Source organism: Paenibacillus amylolyticus (genome assembly GCF_001570725.1).
Classification (GTDB): Bacteria; Bacillota; Bacilli; order Paenibacillales; family Paenibacillaceae; genus Paenibacillus; species Paenibacillus amylolyticus_A.
The window spans coordinates 268,363-286,588 of sequence record NZ_BCNV01000001.1 but is presented as its reverse complement, the minus strand read 5'-3'; the positions used below and the strand labels follow the sequence as shown (position 1 = coordinate 286,588).

The 18,226-nt window shown below is 46.4% G+C and carries 13 protein-coding genes; 8 read left to right on the top strand and 5 right to left on the bottom strand.

The features are described 5' to 3' along the window. Positions 1-21: 21 nt before the first annotated feature. From PAHA3_RS01175 to PAHA3_RS01165, 3 genes are read left to right on the top strand one after another with little or no spacing between them, the layout of a single operon-like run. The gene (locus PAHA3_RS01175; RefSeq protein WP_062833100.1) at positions 22-231 is read left to right on the top strand and encodes a helix-turn-helix transcriptional regulator; all 210 of its coding nucleotides are present in this window, start codon (positions 22-24) and stop codon (positions 229-231) included. A gap of 1 nt (position 232) precedes the next feature. Continuing rightward, positions 233-1,003 (top strand): DUF3169 family protein, encoded by a 771-nt coding sequence (locus PAHA3_RS01170; protein WP_062833099.1) that lies wholly within the window; start codon positions 233-235, stop codon positions 1,001-1,003. A 50-nt stretch (positions 1,004-1,053) separates the two neighbouring features. Continuing rightward, the gene (locus PAHA3_RS01165; RefSeq protein ID WP_062833098.1) at positions 1,054-3,261 is read left to right on the top strand and encodes a serine hydrolase; all 2,208 of its coding nucleotides are present in this window, start codon (positions 1,054-1,056) and stop codon (positions 3,259-3,261) included. Between the two features lie 150 nt (positions 3,262-3,411). Here PAHA3_RS01165 and PAHA3_RS01160 read toward each other — a convergent pair whose 3' ends face one another. Together PAHA3_RS01160 and PAHA3_RS01155 are read right to left on the bottom strand one after the other, a co-directional pair. Then, positions 3,412-4,461 carry a hypothetical protein gene (locus PAHA3_RS01160; protein ID WP_062833097.1) on the bottom strand — a complete coding sequence of 350 codons (1,050 nt, stop codon included), beginning with the start codon at positions 4,459-4,461 and terminating at the stop codon, positions 3,412-3,414. Further along, positions 4,461-6,296 (bottom strand): HSP90 family protein, encoded by a 1,836-nt coding sequence (locus tag PAHA3_RS01155; protein ID WP_062833096.1) that lies wholly within the window; start codon positions 6,294-6,296, stop codon positions 4,461-4,463. Before PAHA3_RS01155 ends, PAHA3_RS01160 begins: the two co-directional genes overlap by 1 nt. A gap of 518 nt (positions 6,297-6,814) precedes the next feature. Between PAHA3_RS01155 and PAHA3_RS01150 the strand changes: the two genes are divergently transcribed. Then, entirely contained in the window at positions 6,815-7,660 is an 846-nt protein-coding gene (locus tag PAHA3_RS01150) for a MurR/RpiR family transcriptional regulator (protein ID WP_082762844.1), read from the top strand. Positions 7,661-7,663: 3 nt separating this feature from the next. Here the strand turns inward: PAHA3_RS01150 and PAHA3_RS01145 are convergent, their stop codons facing one another. Next, on the bottom strand, positions 7,664-8,650 hold the full coding sequence (locus PAHA3_RS01145; RefSeq protein ID WP_062835925.1) for a Gfo/Idh/MocA family protein: 987 nt from the start codon (positions 8,648-8,650) through the stop codon (positions 7,664-7,666). Between the two features lie 29 nt (positions 8,651-8,679). Then, positions 8,680-9,693: a Gfo/Idh/MocA family oxidoreductase gene (locus PAHA3_RS01140; protein ID WP_235599347.1), complete on the bottom strand. Its 1,014-nt coding sequence runs from the start codon at positions 9,691-9,693 to the stop codon at positions 8,680-8,682. A gap of 240 nt (positions 9,694-9,933) precedes the next feature. Here PAHA3_RS01140 and PAHA3_RS01135 point away from each other — a divergent pair, with 240 nt between their 5' ends. Next, on the top strand, positions 9,934-11,220 hold the full coding sequence (locus tag PAHA3_RS01135) for a hypothetical protein (protein WP_062833095.1): 1,287 nt from the start codon (positions 9,934-9,936) through the stop codon (positions 11,218-11,220). A gap of 183 nt (positions 11,221-11,403) precedes the next feature. Beyond that, positions 11,404-13,029 carry a helix-turn-helix domain-containing protein gene (locus PAHA3_RS01130; RefSeq protein ID WP_062833094.1) on the top strand — a complete coding sequence of 542 codons (1,626 nt, stop codon included), beginning with the start codon at positions 11,404-11,406 and terminating at the stop codon, positions 13,027-13,029. Positions 13,030-13,165: 136 nt separating this feature from the next. On the opposite strand, the gene PAHA3_RS01125 is transcribed toward PAHA3_RS01130, so the two are convergent. After that, the gene (locus PAHA3_RS01125) at positions 13,166-13,741 is read right to left on the bottom strand and encodes a GbsR/MarR family transcriptional regulator (RefSeq protein WP_062833093.1); all 576 of its coding nucleotides are present in this window, start codon (positions 13,739-13,741) and stop codon (positions 13,166-13,168) included. Positions 13,742-14,241: 500 nt separating this feature from the next. Here PAHA3_RS01125 and PAHA3_RS01120 point away from each other — a divergent pair, with 500 nt between their 5' ends. Together PAHA3_RS01120 and PAHA3_RS01115 are read left to right on the top strand one after the other, a co-directional pair. Further along, positions 14,242-15,471, top strand: coding sequence for a quaternary amine ABC transporter ATP-binding protein (locus PAHA3_RS01120; protein ID WP_062833092.1), 1,230 nt, complete (start codon positions 14,242-14,244; stop codon positions 15,469-15,471). After that, positions 15,437-18,028, top strand: coding sequence for a glycine betaine ABC transporter substrate-binding protein (locus PAHA3_RS01115; protein ID WP_062833091.1), 2,592 nt, complete (start codon positions 15,437-15,439; stop codon positions 18,026-18,028). Before PAHA3_RS01120 ends, PAHA3_RS01115 begins: the two co-directional genes overlap by 35 nt. The last annotated feature ends 198 nt before the right edge of the window (positions 18,029-18,226 follow it).

Below are 18,226 nucleotides of genomic sequence, written 5' to 3'. Positions count from 1 at the left end.
TAGGTTCATGGAGGTGAGCAAGTGGAAGAATTGCACAATCACGTTCGGGAGTTACGGGCCAGAGACCGACTGTCACAAACGGAACTAGCCAAACTCATCGGCGCATCCCGTCAAACCATTGCTTTGATTGAACGTGGGGATTACTCCCCATCAGTCGTCCTGGCATTAAAAATAGCCCACGTCTTTCGTGAACCCGTCGAAAAAATCTTTGAATTGAAAGGTGGAGATTAGATTGAAAAGTTCATCATCCTCATCCATTAAGAAGCGGTTGCGTCTTCCCTTGTATGCAGCAGGTGGCGCTGTAGTTGGTTTTATCGGAGCTAGCGGGGTCCGTAAAGTCCCTTCTGACCTGAACTGGACGCTGTCCGTGTACTATGACTATGATCTTTTATTTGCAGTACTGGCTGCTTCGTTGGTGGTTATGATGTTGTGGAACATATTCAGTCTCTCCCGCACGCCATCTGTTCCTCCGATGGAGGAAGATACTTATGGAGAGTCTGATTCACTAATCTCACCCGCGGAGCGTTCCCTTGGAAAAGCGATGATCCTCAGCGGATTCAGTGTTATTGTTGCGTTTACCTGGGCAGCACTGGCCTTGTCCTTGTACGCATCCAACAGAAACATGCCGAATTTCCCAGAACTGTTTAACCTCGTGAATCTCATTGGTGCATGTATCTCCATTTTCCTCGTTGTGATCCTGCAAAGTCTGACGCTCAAAAGATATAACCGTTATTTCCCTGATCGTGCACTGGATCTCAACTCGCGCAATATGAAGAAAGATCATTTCGAGAAACTCGATGAAGGTGAGAAATGGATCGTGTATCGCGCAGCCTATCGTTCTTTCCAAATGATGAACCTGTTGCTCGGTGTCGGCATGTTGTCCATGGTGCTGTATTCGGTTCTATTTACCTTCGCTCCATTCCCAATCGTTATGCTCTCTATTATCTGGATTGCCAACATCGGAATCTATTATCGTGAAACCTATCGTGCGAGTAATCAGTAATACATGGGTGAGTAACTATTTTGTAAATATTTTCATAAAGGAGTGTTTGCATGCATTTATCCAAACGAAACACCCGCTTCAGGTTCACCTCCCTAACTGGAGCCTTCATGGCTGTGGTTCTGTCACTCAGTCTGTGGGTACCCGCGGTTCAGGCGGATACCCCGACTCCAGTAGCTGCTGAGCAAGGAAAGACGAAAGCGCTGACAACCGAATCGGCTGCAGCTTTTCTGGATTCATTCTTCGATTCACCTGAGGCAGAGGCCCATTATGTTGGAGCTTCCGTTGTTGTTGTGAAGGATGGCAAAGTTCTGGCGGAAAAAGGATATGGTTTCTCCGATGTGGAGAGCAAAACAGCTATCGATCCGAAAAAAACCGCTTTCCGTGTAGCCTCTGTCTCCAAAACGTTCACGTCAGCAGCTGTAATGCAGCTGGTGGAGCAAGGCAAGGTTGATCTGCAAGCTGATTTTCAGACCTATGTGAAAGGACTCGAATTCGATAATCCTTTTGACAAACCTGTTACTGTGGAGAACCTGCTCACACACACGACCGGATTCGAGATTCGTGATCCACAGCAGGAAGACATCCATACTGATTTCGACAAGTACATAGCGATGGAGGATTACGCACAGCAGCATATGCCTCCTGTCGTTCGAGAGCCTGGTAGTGCCTACATGTACGATAACTTCTCGTTTTTGCTACTCGGCATGATTGTCGAGAACGTAAGCGGTGAGCCCTTTGAATCTTATATGCAACAACATATCTTCAAACCGCTAGGCATGGATAACAGCAGCTTCATGCTGGACGAAAAGTTCCAAAAGCAACTAGCTACAGGCTATGATGCGACACACAACCCGCTGGATCTGTACACCATCGCTCCAACGCCAATGCCTCAAGGCGGCATGCTGTCTACCGCAGAGGACATCGGGAAATTCATGATTGCGTTCCTGAATGATGGCGTGAAGGACAACGAGCGGATTCTCAAGGAATCCACAGTGAAAAGCATGGAACAATACCGTTCCTCCATTCATCCCCTGTTACCGAACACCACGTATGGATTCGAAGCTGCATTTCAGCTTCCAGGTGCAGGAAGTAGTCCAAAAATTATTACGAAAGCAGGCGACCTGACTGGATTCAGCTCTTATCTCTTCCTTATTCCTGAGCAAAATACAGGCGTCTTCCTGACGTATAATCAGAATGGAGCACTTCGTAATCTGTTCTACCCGGCATTCATACAAAATTTCTTCCCACAATATGCAGAGCCTGTACAGTTCAAGGAATACACGCCGCAATCCGCAGCTGAGCTGCAACGCTTTACCGGATTGTACGCGGATCTTCGACTTAGCACGATTGTAAGTTCCTTGAAAGGTGGCGGGGATAAGCCAGGACAACTGAGTATTAACGATGTATTCCTGGGTCAACGCAACCTGATTCAAGTGGAAGATAATCTCTTCAAGGATGAATTGACTGGTCAATTCACAGCATTCAAAGAATATGCAGATGGCACCACATACATGAAAGAACCTTACCTCAACCCTATGGGCTATGAGAAAAAAGGACAAAAACCTATGGGCTTCCGGGATGTTCGTGAGAACAGTCCTTATGCTGAAGCAATCTATGCCATACAATCTCTTGGATATTATGAGAATGATGCTAGCAAGTCTTTCCAACCAAAATCAGCTGTGACACGAGCTGAATTTATTGAGAACACGCTTAAACTGAGTGGATTGAAACCCAGCAAAACGACGCCTCCTGCTGGCACCGACTGGGCAGACCATGCGGCAGCCGGATATATTCAACTTGGATATGAACTAGGTATGATTACTGGCACGGACGAACAGCAGTTTAAGCCAGATCAAGTGATTATCCGACAGGAAGCCATGGTCATGATGTGGAGAGTTATGCAACTGCAATATCCTAGCGAACTGTTCAATGATGTGAAACTTGCGGGGCACACAGATGAATGGGCTGTACCAGCCATTCAGATGATGTATACGCTCGGTATCCACGGACCTGAGGTGAAGGTACTGGAGGATGGTTCTGTTGATTTCCTTTCCCGCAAACCTCTGATTCGTCAGGAAGAGGCTGCGATTATGTATGCACTGCTCACACAACCAACTGATCAAATCGTCGCTGAACTGATGGCGGCTCAGCAACCACAAGCAGAACCTGCTGAAGGAGCCGAGCCTGCAGATGAGACATCTGAAACTGCGCCGGTTCCTGTACCAGCGACAGTCCCTTCTGCAGCACCAGCACAATAAAAATAAAACATCTTCAAACCGATTAGATCTATCATCCTCATGATGTATGACAAACAGGCTTGTTCGGAAGGGTAAAATCCTTCTCGAACAAGCCTGTTTCTTTACTTTTCATAACTTACAATTCTATCTATTACGGGGTTATATCAGTTCCTATCCGAGCAATGAAGAGACATGACGATTGCCATTACGCTGGTCGTACTTGTCCGCCGCTGTTTGGGCATATCCCGCAAAATAATCCGCCAGTTTACGCAAATCTCCTGGATCTCCTTCATACGGGAAGGACGCAGGCAGACGTAATCGGTATTCCGGGGATTCGTCCGCCCAGCGGCGTAACAATGGTGCCGTTCTGGCGTAGAACAACATTTTGGCAAATGGATCTTCATTAGCCATCGCAAACACCAGACTTTCTTCCAGCACATCAATCCCCTTCGCCGGATTGGTACGTGCAAGATAATCCATCTGCTCAGCAAAGCTTCTCACAAAATCATTTTGACCCTTGATCAACCGGTAGCCCTTTTGCTGATGCTTGTCTGCTTCCGCAGTCCGCCCCAAACGGTAGAGTGGCATCAAGATCTCCGACAACGTAAGATGCGGAATCTCCGCGCAGCTCATCCGGCCTTTCAAGATAGGTTTTGCCATTTCAAGCACCTTCTCGTCGTCACCAGTAAGGATAAAATAACGCATCATCTCATCCTGTTCACAGGCTTCACAGTCACTCATAAAGTCTCGATCCATCGTTCTGAACTTGGCATAACTGCTTCCTGCCTCCTCCAGCTCCCCAAGATCCATAGAGATGCGGAATCGATAGTACCAATACGAACGTTCGCTGTAGCCAAATGACTTGAAACGCTGTCCGAAGTCCTCAAGCAGCTCCATTATTTTATCGCGTGATACTTCCGGGAAACTGGATAGTTTGCCTAGAATCCATTTATACGACCACATTAACGTTTCTTCATCATATTCTTCTGGCTGTTGGTCGAACTTGCCCAGCTGCCAGGAAAAAGCAATCAGTGCCTTCATCGGATAACCGCAGAATGTTGCTGTCTCCACAATCTCCGATCTTGCTTCATATGCTTCTTCTTCCATGCCGTTCACATCGGCAACTCTTGCTACTTCCTCCAGCATACCCAGCTTCGCCGGACCATTAGGCAAGCCGTAAGCCTCGTCCATCAATTCCTCAAAATCCATCTCTGTCTTCATCAGGCATCCCCCTTACGATCTGTATTTGCACGCAAACCCCAATCAATAAAACGAACGATGCCCTGATTCAGCACTTCCAACTCCTGCCGGTTCATCGCATAATGACCCATCATCAATGCATTAACATACAACATCTCAATGGCAATCGGCGTCATTTGGTCATCCGGTGACGTTAGCACACGCTCAATAATCGGATTGTTCACATTCAGGTACAAGGTTGAATATCCCGCCGAACTGATTCCAGAGGATAAGGAGCCCAGGATGGATGAGAACAATTCCGTGCTCTCTTCGCTTGCTTTTTCCAGCGCACGGAGTGTTGAGGATTCCTGCGAAAGAGTGAACAACACCGGCAGATCCGACGGCTTGAAACCTTTCACCTCTGCTCGACAACGGAAGCGCTGCAGAGCAGAATCGGCGAGTCGCAACGCATCATAATACTGATTACGCTCAGCCGGTGGCACATCCGTGAAGCTCATCGAGACCTGATCCGGCTCTAGCCGTTCCGTGCGTACATTGTGCACAGCCATCGGCAGTGTCGCCATCAACTCACTGTCATAGATGTAGCCACCGTTAATAACCAGCATCGATTGTGCCGATGCCACATGATGAATCTGACGGTACTCATCGACAGAGGACGTGAAATACAATGTCTCTCCTTCATCGATCAGCTCACCCAGCTCCCGGTGTCCTCTGGTGCTCTCAAATGGCAGCCAGCGGTGAATCATCGCGAAGAATGCTTGATCCTGAACAGCAAGTGCCTTCATGGACAGGGCATGCAGACGAATTAGCTTCTGTAGACGTTCCGTCTGGCTCTCGGCCATGTCGACCAGTCCCTTGCGAAGTGCGTCTCCGAGTTCGGAGCGAACTTCCTCCAGTTTTTCATTTTCATAAAAATGTTCTCGTGAAGCCGTCGGTTGAAGCTCATCTGTCCAAATTAGACATTTCACGAAGAAAGCCCACTCTGGCAAAATGTTCTCTGCTTTCTCGGAAATCAGCATTCGCTTCAGATACACCCGGTGAGAACGCTTGGCATTCAGATTAACTGCGTGTGGCAGTACAAAAGCAATACCTCCGGTACGGCCTGAAGCGGTCGTCAATGGAATGAAGTCCTGGAACTTCTCCCCAAGCAGACGTTCACCAAAAGCCAATACCTCTGCTCTGCGTGAACGTGCGAGTGCAGGGTCCATCAGCCAGATCGGCGTCTCGCTATTCACCACATGTTGCACACCTTCATGATGCAGCGTGACCGGATACGGCAATAACGCTCCGTAATAGAACAAGGCCTCTTTCACATAATCCGCTTCAAAGTAGTGAACCGCGTCTGGTGTGCAGCGCAGATATACTTTGGTGCCTGGGGACAGCTGTGTGTCCAACTGCCGAATCGTATAGGTGCCATCCGGCTTGCCCCGCCACTCCATTGAAGGTCCGCCCTTCGCGGATTGCGTCAGCATGACAATTTCATGACTCACCATGAAACAGGATAACAACCCGATCCCGAAACGTCCGATAAATGAAGTCTCTCCGTCCAGCAGCGCTTGCTGCCCCCGTTTCGAGGATTGTCCAATCATGGCCAGGAATTCATGGATATCAGCTTCAGTCAAGCCGATGCCGTTGTCCTCCACCATCATGGTCAGTTGCTCCCCGGTTCCTGTCAGTTCAACACGCACTTCACCCTGATATCCTGGCTCCGCCTCCGTTCTTGCGGTAATCGCATCAGTCGCATTCTGCATCAGCTCGCGCAAGAACACTTTCGGACTGCTATATAGATGGTTGGATAATATCTGGATCATACCACTCAGGTTCACTTGAAAACGATATTCATTAGATGCTGTCATGACTCACTCACCTTCCTCTACGTCCAAACACAATATGTACCCATACGATGTATTCATATGGATGTGTTAGACGAATTTATTATGTAATCGTTAAAAACAGACATTCCCGTGACAGGTACGCCAAAATATCACGTCAAGCCGGCCTTGGATAACCAAGACCGGCGTTAGATGAATATTTCAGACATTCATGAGACGGAAGGCCTTATCTTTCATTACCACGTTATGAAGAGCAATGAAACGGATGTTCTACCCTTAAAATAAGGATACATCGTACAGGCCATAGTGAAAACAAACCTTAGACCCGATTTGAAGTAGAATTGATGGGAAGTGCGCACCCTCCATCCGGGACTATTGACGGAGAGATACATTTTTTTTCGTCATGCCTTTGAAGTTTGGTTCTGCTTCGTCTAGTTACGCTATGGAATAGTCGTCAACTAAAGTGAAAAAGTCAGATCTGAATGATGTGGAGTTTAGCGAGGAAATTCAACAGATTGAGAAATAAACAAACGCAGGTTATGATGTGGAGACATGTATATTGGGATGATTATAGAGAGGAATGGAAGAACAGCATGGAATCCAAACTACTTCAAAAATTAAAATATGCTTCCCAATTAACGGCACAGGAGAAGCATATTGTGAACTATATCCTGAACAACCCCGAAGTTGTATTTGATTCTACAGCCCATGAACTGGCTCAGCAGACCTATACAAGCTCATCTACCATTGTTCGCCTATGCAAAAAGCTGGGTACCAAAGGGTACCCAGACTTTCAGCTCAAGCTTGCTCTTGAATACCAACAGATACCTTCCGCGTTGCAGACGCAGGATCATGCAATTGCAGAACAAGGCAACGTGCTGGCTGCCATCGACTCGGTTCCTTACCTGTATCAGCAGGCGCTGGATGATACGCGCCGGATGTTAAATGCTCCTGTTTTGCTACGAATCGCTAACTGGGTCAAAGAATCCGGACGTATCGATATCTATGGCAGTGATATGAATTATTATCTGGCTCAACAGGCTTGTGCCAAGTGGAATGAACTCGGCATATCTGCGATTGCTCACAATAGTCCCAACATGCATTACTTGAACACGATGAATCCCAACAGCCTGACGCTGTCTTTTGTTATCTCGCACACAGGTGAGAATCAATCCATGATTGAAGCTGCCAAAGTGCTCAGCAACAAACAGATGAAAGTCATCGCGGTTACGGGCAACAACCATTCAACGCTGTCCAGACATTGTGATGAAACGCTGCTGGCTTATGGATACAATGAACAGTTAAGACTGTCCAAAATGTCTTCAATGGTCTCGGTACTTTATATTTTCGACATGTTGTACATGAGCAGCATTAGCGATACGTATTAACGATTAAAGCTGGTCCGCTGCAAATATAATCCCGGCATCCTTACGCGCACTCATGAGTACACTCATCACAGATTGGCTGTGTTCGAGCAGTTCGTAACACCGTTTGTGGTCACCACTTGCATGGATGTCCCTGAACGCTTCCCACTCATAGTACAGCCAATTGGATTTGGTCTGCGCATTATACTCCTCAGCAGGCTCATTCCCGATCTGAAGCTTGATCTCCCGGCAACCGTTTGCTCCTCCCACAATCTGAAGATAACCTTTCTCGCCCTGAATGAGTACAAAGTTCATGCTGCTCGTGTCTTTGGCACCTACACACTCCGCAATAAATTCCGGATATTTGAGAACCACAACTCCTGACGTATCAATGCCCTTTGCATGCTGGTTGGCAGTATACGATACGGCATTCGGACTACCGAACAAATTCATAACCAAATGAAGATTATAAATATTGATATCCATCAGCGCTCCACCAGAGAATTGTGGATTAAATACATTCGGTGTTTGCCCTGCAAGCAGATCATTGTATTTGCGCGAGTATTGACTGTAGTTACACTGGATGAGTTTGATCGGACCAAGCTTCGGTAGTTTCTCCTGTATGACTTTAATATTGGGCAGATGAATGTTGGAGATGGCTTCAAACAGCAACAGATTCTTTTCTTTCGCAAGTGCAATCAGCGTCTCTGCTTCCTGAAGCGTGGATGTGAACGGTTTTTCACATACGACATGCTTGCCATGTTGTAGTGCCTGATAGGCCTGTTCGTAATGCATGCTGTTCGGTGAAGCAATATATACGAGATCTACATTCGCATCTGAAAATAGGGATTCCAGGTCTGTATAGATTGTACTTACCCCATATTTACCCGCAAGCTCCTGTGCTGTTTCTTTCTTCCGGGAGTACATCGCTGTACAAGTAACATCTTCCAGTTCATTTATCGCGGACAAAATGGCATCCACAATGGACCCTGTACCAATCGTTGCTATATTCATCATATTGTTTCGCTCCTGTCGTTGATTTGTCAGTTGGCTTTCTTCGCCGCTTCGATTCCGTCATGTAAAATATCCAATACATATAAAACCTCATCATCCGAGACCGGTTTATCACCGTTATGTCGAATGGCATGAAGCAGTCGATCATATAAAATGCCATAGTCCGTTGCTTCCGAAGGAACTTTCTCCGTATGTGATGTTCCCTCATCGTCCACATAACTAATCGTACCCCAGTTATCCTCTGATTCAGCTTCAATGGATACCTTGGTTCGTCCATCTCCACTTTTCGTTTGGTGCCCACTGCTATATTTAACGAAGCTTCCCCGATCCCCGTGTACAATGAATTTCGGATGCTCGATCTTCACAAGCAGGCTGCACTTAATCGTAGCCTTCATTCGTCCATAACGAAAATCAATATCGATATAATCATCGGATTCACCCGGCGCGATCAAACTCCGAACATCATAATCAATTCGGTCGGCTACACCATAAATGGAGATTAACTGATCGATGGTATGCACGGCCAAACCATGCAGCAACCCAAATCCGCTTCTGGCATACTGTGGGTGAAAATAGTCATAGTGGGACTGGATTTCAACAATATTCCCCAGTTTGCCGCTCTCAATCACTTTTCTCAATGTCAGAAAGTCACCATCAAATCTGCGATTTTGATTCGCCATGGCGATGAGATGTTTACGATTGGCTAGTTCAAAGATATCTTTGGCTTCCGCAGAAGTAGAGGCAAAAGGTTTCTCCACCAGCACATGTTTCCCGTGTTCCAATGCCAGCCTGGCGTACTCCACATGGCTATCCACATGGGTGGCAACAACAATCAATTCAATCTCATCATCTTGCAATATGTCTTCGATATTCGTCGAAAAAGTAATCTCGGGATAGAGTGATTCACGCTCTGTATCGCCAACCCGATCTTCCTCCCGACGGTATATCGTCTTCACCTTGATGTTTTCTTTCTTGTCCAGATAAGGCAAATGATAGTTCACCACTGCGTTCCCAAATCCGATGATCGCCATATTCAATATCATGATCGCTCACTCCTCTGCTCTGGTTGAGTGTAATGTTATCACGATCAAGTCAGGCGGAGAATGCTTTGGGGCGGGATTGGCAGCATCATGCGCAATTCGATTTCAGGTTTGAAAATGTATGAAATTCAATTTCATTCTCTTCTTTTTTTCATGTTCGAGATCTAACATATCTTCCATAGTTTACCGATATAACATAAGGCGTTAATTACATACATATAGAACGAAGGGGACGATGAAAGAATGAAGACAGGGTATACATACGTACAACGCACCATCTGTACATTACTGTTATTTACACTCATTGCAGCAGTAACATTGGGAGGCGGAACCGCAGCCCAAGCAGCTTCACTCAGTCAATCCACAGTGTATTATGAGTCCGATGGCGTCTTGTACAAAGTATCCGCTGATGGCAGCAATACGACAGAAGTATTAATTGATTTCCAAGGGGTGGACTTGCACGCAGCAGGCTCTTATCTTTACTACACTCAGACCGCTTCTTCCACAACATTGCTTCGAGTTCCGAATGACGGGTCCAGCGATGCGGCAGAAACATTTGCTACAGATGTACTGAGCTATTACACGGATAACGGATTCATCTATTATCTGGATGCTACAGGTACCATTTATCGCGCTAATGGCAATAGTGACGCTTCAACTGTCTCCAAGATTGCTGACAAAGCCGATACCGATTTTCCATTTCTCCTTGTAGCCAAAGGGCGTGCTTACTATAATGCACTGGTTAATGGAAACACGTGGATCGTATCCAAAACGTCCAACGGAAGTGGAGCTGTGCAGCGGATTGCCGCAGGCGCAGTGGAAGGACGTTATTTTACGAATCAAGCCAAAAACGAACTGCAACTGATGGTGAATACAGACCCCTACGAGGACTTCTATTCCACCAATGCTGTTGTCATGTATAAGGTGAATTACAACACTGGCAAGGCAACTGCAGTTAATCCCAAAGCCAAACTGGATGTGAATGCAGTATATTCCGGTGGTTGGGGTAACAATCTCTACGTGTATAACAAGGGAATCGATCTCGACAGCAATAAGGATTACAACTATGCCAAAGGCAAAGCGTTCGCGTTAACAACTTCAGCCAAAACGCTTCAGCTTCATAACAAAAGCATCCGGGAAGTAAGTGCCTTAGGTACAGACAAGGTTGTCCTTATTGATGCAGACAAGAAGGCTTATGCCAAAACGGTATCCGGCAACAAAGTGACCAAGTCCGCCAACCTGAACCTGAACAATGTAACGTATGTTGCAAATCAATTGACCAATGGTACAGCTACGGCTGCATACATCTCGGGCAACAACGGTCTCTATTCGGTCAATACAGCTCTCAAGGTAACTAAACTTACAGGTGACGAATGGGATGCATTCCATATCAGAGATGATGTTGCCGGCCTGTTCTACATCAATGCCAAAGATCAGTATCGCTTGTATCACGTGCAAACGGGTGGAACAGGGAAAAAAGTAATGAGTGACGTTTTCCTCGACAATATTCTATTGGTGACACCGTACTAACATATCCTGTTGATTCAGGCGTGCCTATTCATCGGACTTGTCCATAACAAAAAGGATTACCTTGCAGCCATACGGGCTCTTGGTAGTCCTTTTTTGGTTGTCGAAAACTATTTTTCAAAAACATCTTCCATATGAGAATGATAATTGTTATCATTAAGAAAATAAGACAAAAGGATGGTCCGTATGACTGAACAGTTTCCCTTCATTGCTGAAACCTCATCTCTACCGCTCCTCTCCTCCATGTGCCGTGTGCGTCGTGGGGAGAATTTCCGTGTGCAAGGCAAGACGGTGTCCCGGCCCATGCTCTGTCTTATTTTGCAAGGAGACGGTGTTCTGGTCCTGAATGATACAGTCTATACGGCGCAAGCGGGCAGCTTGTTCGTGTTGAAGTCAGGTACAACCATCGAGGCCGCTGCACGCTCGAAAGTGACCGAATTTATATTGCTAAGCATGGATACGGTTCGTTTGCAGCAAGTGCGCGGCGAATGGAAAATGACCTCTTCACCCGCCTTCCCGCTGGATTGGCAGACAGGCAGGTTGCTGGTTCGTCATGAGCAGCAGGCTTTATTACGTTTGGAACAACTGTATGAAACCTATCGCGGTCTTCAACCGGATCACTTTATCAGTATACATAGCCAGCTGCATGAACTGCTGCAGTTTCTCTCAGAGAACCGGCTGGAAGCCAATCATGAGAAAGTGGACCCTGCCTTGGAGCGCAGTATTATGTATATGCGACGTTACATGAGTGAAGGAATCAGCATGGATCAGCTTGCCAAGATTGCTGGACTCACACCCAGCTCCTATTCTCGCAGTTTCAAGAAAGCCAAGGGTATGTCGCCGACCGATTATCTGAACCGTTTACGTATAGACGAAGCCAAAAAACAGCTGACAGAGGAATCTTGTGTCCTCAAAGACGTCGCGATATCTGTCGGGTATGGCAATGAGTATTATTTTAGCCGCAAATTCAAACAAACCTTGGGCATTGCTCCCAGCGTATATATGAAAAGAGATCAGCTTCGCGTAGCTACGGCATCCATCATGGGATTCCACGAGAATCTGGCTTCGCTTGGACTGCGCCCTGTAGCTGTGCTGGAAGGAGTTCTTGACCGAGAATCGGATGAATATGAACAAGAACGCCGATTAACCAGACAATTCGATCAACTTCGGCAGGCGAAGCCAGACTTGATCATCGGTGATTTTTACCATAAGCCTTATTATGATCGCCTGAAAAGTATTGCACCCACCATCATTTTGGAGTCCACTGACGACTGGAAAGAGAACCATATTCGCATAGCCGAACTGGTCGGACGCGAGAAGCAAGCGTTGCTGAATTTCAAGGAACTTGCGTTCCGCAAGCTTGAAGCAGGACTGAACCTCCAATCTTATTTCGGACAAAAACGCTTGGCACTGATGGAAATTACGAATCAATTCATTCGATTACAGGGGACTGGCGAGCATCCATTAAATCGCTTGTTGTATGTTGAATTGGGACTCCATCCTGCCCAGCTTGTGTCTCCCGAAAGTTCCAGAAATGAGTATGTTGCGGATAATATCCCTGTGCTGGACACAGATTATCTGTTGATCCATCGTACTTCGCTTCAGCCTGCTAGTGAAAAGGTATTCCGACGCATGAAACAAACGGCATCATGGCATCGATCACCTGCCGTGCTGCATGGTAACGTTCATGATATCTCAAATTGGCATCTCTTGTGCTGGAACCCGGTGGGCCAGTTGCAGATTCTGAACGAACTGGAGCAGATTGATCAGCAGTCTGTTGTCTTTCCTCAGGCAGGACTGATCGGACATTAGATATGAATATTAGCTCCTACGAAGTGACCGGTGTGCAGAGTTATTTTCTCCATCGTTTTCCTTCATTATAATTAAATAAGATATTGCACAAGCCAAAGGGCCCTCTCCTATAACGGAAAGGGCCCTTTACATGTAATTATGAATGTTCCTTGATCTCTTCCTTCGGAACCAACTTGTATATCTCTTCATCTTCCATGGTATCAATCAACCGATCCAACCATTTGTAGTATGCTTCCGCTTGCAAAACCTTATGTTTGTCTTCCATCAGAATGTGGATAAGTTCAGCATCTGCCTGCTCATCCAGATCTTCGACTAACCGATTCAGTTCTTCAATCGATTTGCGTAGAATCTGAAGGTTACTCTCCACGGCTTTTCTCCACTTAATCGCAAAATAATCCGTAAATGTCTGGTGCCAGTCATACTCTACTTCATATAGGTCTTTCCTGGAGCCTTTGCTCCATACTTTGTTTACCATTTTCAAATCCAGCAGTGTTCGTACACCTGTACTCATACTCGTTTTGCTCATTTCCATTTCCCGTCCCATATCGTCAAGGGTCATTGGCTTGTCTGCAAAAAATAGCAATCCATATAAGTGTCCCGTAGACAGCGTAACGCCGTAAAGATCCATATTACGTCCAATGGCTTCAATCACGCGTTTACGAATCCTCAGCACGGTTGCCTGCTGTTCCTCTTGTAAATGGTCCAAGCCCATGCTTGCAACCTCCATTCTGAACATTCCACAGTCTTGGCAAAATAATTGCAACACTTTAAAAGTCCTGCTTACATGGGAAAGCATCCGGCCGGACATCCTATATGCCAGAGGGCTTTCTTTCACCCAATGTATGAAAATGGGAACTTTACCAGGCTACATTTGCCTATGACTATCTTTTAACCAAAAAATTCAGCTTCAATTCAGCTCATTTTCTATTGTAGGAAAAGCGATATCAAATGTAAAGGAACCTTATTAGACAGAATAAGGAGAACGACGGAGCATATGGGAGGAAAACTTTGTACAGTTTTTACTGTACAAACATTATGTACTGTTTATTCGGTTGCTATACGGGGTAAGTATTGTTAGAATACAAAACGTTACCCAGAAAGACGGGAAGCGAAGCAACAACTACCGGATTTCGTGGCTGGGCGCATAAGTGTATGGGCTTATGGATGCTGAAAGCCGTTCGAAGTGCACAACACATCAGAAGGGGTGAAAACATGACCATACTTGAAGTGAAAAACGTAAGTAAATTGTTTGGACCCCAAACCGAGCAAGGTCTGCAATTACTGGAGCAAGGTTGGGGTAAAGAAAAGTTGGCCAAAGAAAAACAGATAACGGTTGGTGTCAACCGGGTCAACATGGACATTAAGGAAGGCGAGATTTTCGTTATTATGGGACTGTCCGGGAGTGGTAAATCCACACTGGTTCGGATGTTCAATCGTCTGATTGAACCAACATCCGGAGAAATTCTGGTCCATGGTAAGGATCTACGTAAGATGAACAAAGAACAATTGCGCGAAGTGCGCCGGAAAACGATCAGCATGGTCTTCCAGAAGTTTGCGTTATTCCCGCACCGTACCGTTCTTGATAATGTGGAGTATGGATTGGAAATACAAAAAGTAGATAAGGAAGTACGCCGCGAGAAGGCTAAATCCTCACTTGAGCTGGTTGGCCTTAAAGGCTGGGAAGATAAAATGCCAGATGAACTCAGTGGCGGGATGCAGCAACGTGTCGGCTTGGCCCGTGCACTTGCCAATGACCCGGAAGTACTCCTAATGGATGAAGCCTTCAGTGCACTTGATCCATTGATTCGCCGTGATATGCAAGATGAGTTGATCGAGCTTCAGGATAAAATGAAAAAAACCATTATTTTCATTACCCATGACTTGGACGAAGCGCTGCGCATCGGCGATCGTATTGCCCTCATGAAAGACGGCGCAGTCGTGCAGATCGGTACACCGGAAGAAATCATGATTCAACCGGCCAACTCATATGTGGCCCGCTTCGTCGAAGACGTGGATCTGTCCAAGGTCCTTACAGCATCTCACGTAATGCGTCGTCCTGAAACAATTACGCTTGACCGTGGTCCTCGTGTTGCCCTCGAATTAATGCGCGAACGTGGTATTTCCAACCTGTTTGTCATTGACCGTTCGAAAAAATTGCTTGGTGTCATTACAGCTGAAGATGCAACTCGTGCCATGCGCGAAAACAAAGTATTGAACGACATACTGATCACGGACGGGCCGACGGTGTCGCCTGAGACTCTGATTCATGAATTGTTCGAGATCGTAAGTTCTGCCCATGTGCCGCTCGCTGTTGTTGGTGAGAATGGCCGTCTGCAAGGTGTTATCGTCCGCGGTGCCCTGCTGGGTGCGCTTAGCGGTGAAGTTGCAGTAAAGGAGGAACTTGTGAATGATTCCCAAAATACCACTCGCATCGTGGATTGAATCCATCGTTGACTGGATGAGCTCCTCGCTCTCCGGATTGTTTAAAGTTATCTCTGTTGTTATTCAGGAAGTGGTCGGATTCTTCTCCGGGCTGTTCATGTTGCCACATCCACTCCTGTTCATTGCGATATTGGGTGTTCTTGCGTTCCTCGTAGGTCGACTCCCACTGACACTATTCACGGTTATCGGGTTCTTGCTCGTAGATAACTTGGGGTACTGGTCCCAATCCATGGACACACTCGGCCTGGTTATCACTTCAGGATTGGTTTCGATCCTGCTTGGTGTGCCTGTCGGAATCTGGCTCGCATACAGTAAAACTGCGGCGCGTATCGTCACACCGCTACTTGACTTCATGCAGACAATGCCTGCATTTGTCTACTTGCTGCCTGCGGTTACATTCTTTAGCCTCGGTGTCGTTCCAGGTGTTATCGCATCGGTTATATTCGCGATTCCACCAACGATTCGTCTGACTCACCTGGGCATCAAACAAGTATCTGGCGAATTGGTTGAAGCAGCCGACGCATTCGGTTCAACTTCCATGCAAAAGTTATTCAAAGTACAGCTTCCACTCGCTTTGCCTACCGTGATGTCCGGTATTAACCAGACGATCATGTTGTCACTGTCCATGGTTGTTATTGCATCCATGATCGGTGCACAGGGTATTGGTGCGGAAGTATATCGTGCCGTAACACAGCTGCAAATCGGTAAAGGTTTCGAAGCCGGTCTCGCTGTTGTTGTACTCGCGATTGTGCTGGACCGTTTTACACAAAATCTGTTTATGCCAGGTCGCAAAAAGACCTCACGCATTACAACGAAGCAAAAAGCATGGATCACTGCTGCAGCAACATTCCTTGTGTTAGTAGCTGGTTTCTCACAATACTTCGTTGGTGGCACGACTTCCGCTGGTGGCAACAATTCAGCAGCCAATGCTGTAGGTCAAGAAGTGAACTATCAGATTATTGGTATCGATCCAGGGGCTGGTATCATGAAGTCCACAGCTAAAGCGATCGAAGACTATAAACTAACTGATTGGACCCTCATTGAAGGTTCTGGTGCAGCGATGACTGCTACATTAGACAAAGCCATCAAAAATGAAGACCCAATCATCATTACAGGTTGGACTCCGCACTGGATGTTTAACAAATATGATCTAAAATATCTGGAAGACCCTGAGAAATCTTTCGGTGATGCTGAAGAAATTCATACCATTGCCCGTAAAGGTCTGAAAGAAGATCACCCTGTTGCGTTTGAATTCCTATCCCGTTTCCAATGGACATCCGATGAAATGGGTGAAATGATGACTGCCATCCAGGATGGCACATCCCCGGAAGAAGCAGCGAAAGCTTATGCCGAAAAACATGCCGATCAGATCGCTGAGTGGACCAAAGGTCTGACTCCAGTGAACGGTGATGCGTTCAAACTGAGCTATGTGGCTTGGGATTCCGAAATCGCAAGTACCAACTTGCTGAAATATGTGATGGAAAACGACTTGGGTTATAAAGTTAACGCTTTGCAAGTCGAAGCCGGACCGATGTGGACGGGTGTTGCCTCAGGTGACGTAGATGCCTCTCCAGCAGCTTGGCTGCCATTGACACACGCTGACTACTGGGAACGTTACAAAGACCAGGTAGACGATCTGGGTGCCAACATGACGGGTGTACGTACAGGCCTTGTGGTTCCTAGTTACATGACTGAAGTTAACTCGATTGCAGATTTGGAGACAGGTGCGACTTCTTCCTCCACTCCATCGGCAAGTGCTAATGTGGGCGAAGAGGTGAATCACCAAATCGTTGGTATTGATCCAGGTGCAGGTCTGATGAAGGCTACTGCAAATGCTATTGAGCATTACGAATTGTCTAATTGGAATCTGATCGAAGGCTCTGGAGCAGCGATGACGGCGTCGCTGGACAAAGCTTATAAAAATGAAGAGCCCATCATCGTTACGGGTTGGACTCCTCACTGGATGTTCAATCAGTATGATCTGAAGTATCTGGACGATCCAGACTTAATTTTCGGCGATGCAGAGGAAGTTCACACGGTTGGACGTAAGGGAATCAAGGAAGATCATCCCGTTGCCTATGAGTTCTTCTCTCGCTTTAATTGGACTGCGGATCAGATGAGTGAAATCATGACTGACATTCAAAAGGGCGTTTCGCCTGAAGAAGCAGCCAAGACTTATGCTGAAAAACATCCAGACCAGATTAAAGAATGGACTACCGGGTTAACTCCTGTTAGTGGTGATAATCTACGTCTTGGTTATGTGGCATGGGACTCTGAAATTGCGAGTACGAACCTGATGAAGTATGTGCTTGAGACGGATCTGGGTTATACCGTCAAAGCCCTACAAGTCGAAGCTGGTCCCATGTGGGCAGGCTTGGCAGCAGGTGATATCGATGCTTCTCCAGCCGTTTGGCTCCCGCTTACACACGGGGATTATTGGGAGACGTATGGTGACCAGATTGAAGATATTGCTGTCAGTATGACAGGAGTTAAACAAGGTCTGGTTGTTCCAACTTACATGGATATCAACTCTGTTGAAGATTTAAAAGATAATTAAACCAGATTGAGATGGATAAACCTGAATTTGGTAAAAAAAGACCACCGAAATTTTTCGGTGGTCTTTTTCTTATGGCTATGTTTTTTTCAGACATGCTAATTTGATTGGGTATTCAATCTTAGTAATACTGCTACCTTAAGCATTCAAACGCTTTTTTCCATTCAACGCTTCACACATATCCGCTTACTTCGCTCTTGA

What these genes read in the sequence shown, in the direction of transcription:
- PAHA3_RS01115 (WP_062833091.1), top strand. Translation starts at nt 15,437, where the DNA reads ATGATTCCCAAAATACCACTCGCATCGTGGATTGAATCCATCGTTGAC.
- PAHA3_RS01145 (WP_062835925.1), bottom strand. Translation starts at nt 8,650, where the DNA reads ATGAATATAGCAACGATTGGTACAGGGTCCATTGTGGATGCCATTTTG.
- PAHA3_RS01165 (WP_062833098.1), top strand. Translation starts at nt 1,054, where the DNA reads ATGCATTTATCCAAACGAAACACCCGCTTCAGGTTCACCTCCCTAACT.
- PAHA3_RS01130 (WP_062833094.1), top strand. Translation starts at nt 11,404, where the DNA reads ATGACTGAACAGTTTCCCTTCATTGCTGAAACCTCATCTCTACCGCTC.
- PAHA3_RS01160 (WP_062833097.1), bottom strand. Translation starts at nt 4,461, where the DNA reads ATGAAGACAGAGATGGATTTTGAGGAATTGATGGACGAGGCTTACGGC.
- PAHA3_RS01120 (WP_062833092.1), top strand. Translation starts at nt 14,242, where the DNA reads ATGACCATACTTGAAGTGAAAAACGTAAGTAAATTGTTTGGACCCCAA.
- PAHA3_RS01125 (WP_062833093.1), bottom strand. Translation starts at nt 13,741, where the DNA reads ATGGGCTTGGACCATTTACAAGAGGAACAGCAGGCAACCGTGCTGAGG.
- PAHA3_RS01150 (WP_082762844.1), top strand. Translation starts at nt 6,815, where the DNA reads ATGTGGAGACATGTATATTGGGATGATTATAGAGAGGAATGGAAGAAC.
- PAHA3_RS01135 (WP_062833095.1), top strand. Translation starts at nt 9,934, where the DNA reads ATGAAGACAGGGTATACATACGTACAACGCACCATCTGTACATTACTG.
- PAHA3_RS01140 (WP_235599347.1), bottom strand. Translation starts at nt 9,693, where the DNA reads ATGATATTGAATATGGCGATCATCGGATTTGGGAACGCAGTGGTGAAC.
- PAHA3_RS01155 (WP_062833096.1), bottom strand. Translation starts at nt 6,296, where the DNA reads ATGACAGCATCTAATGAATATCGTTTTCAAGTGAACCTGAGTGGTATG.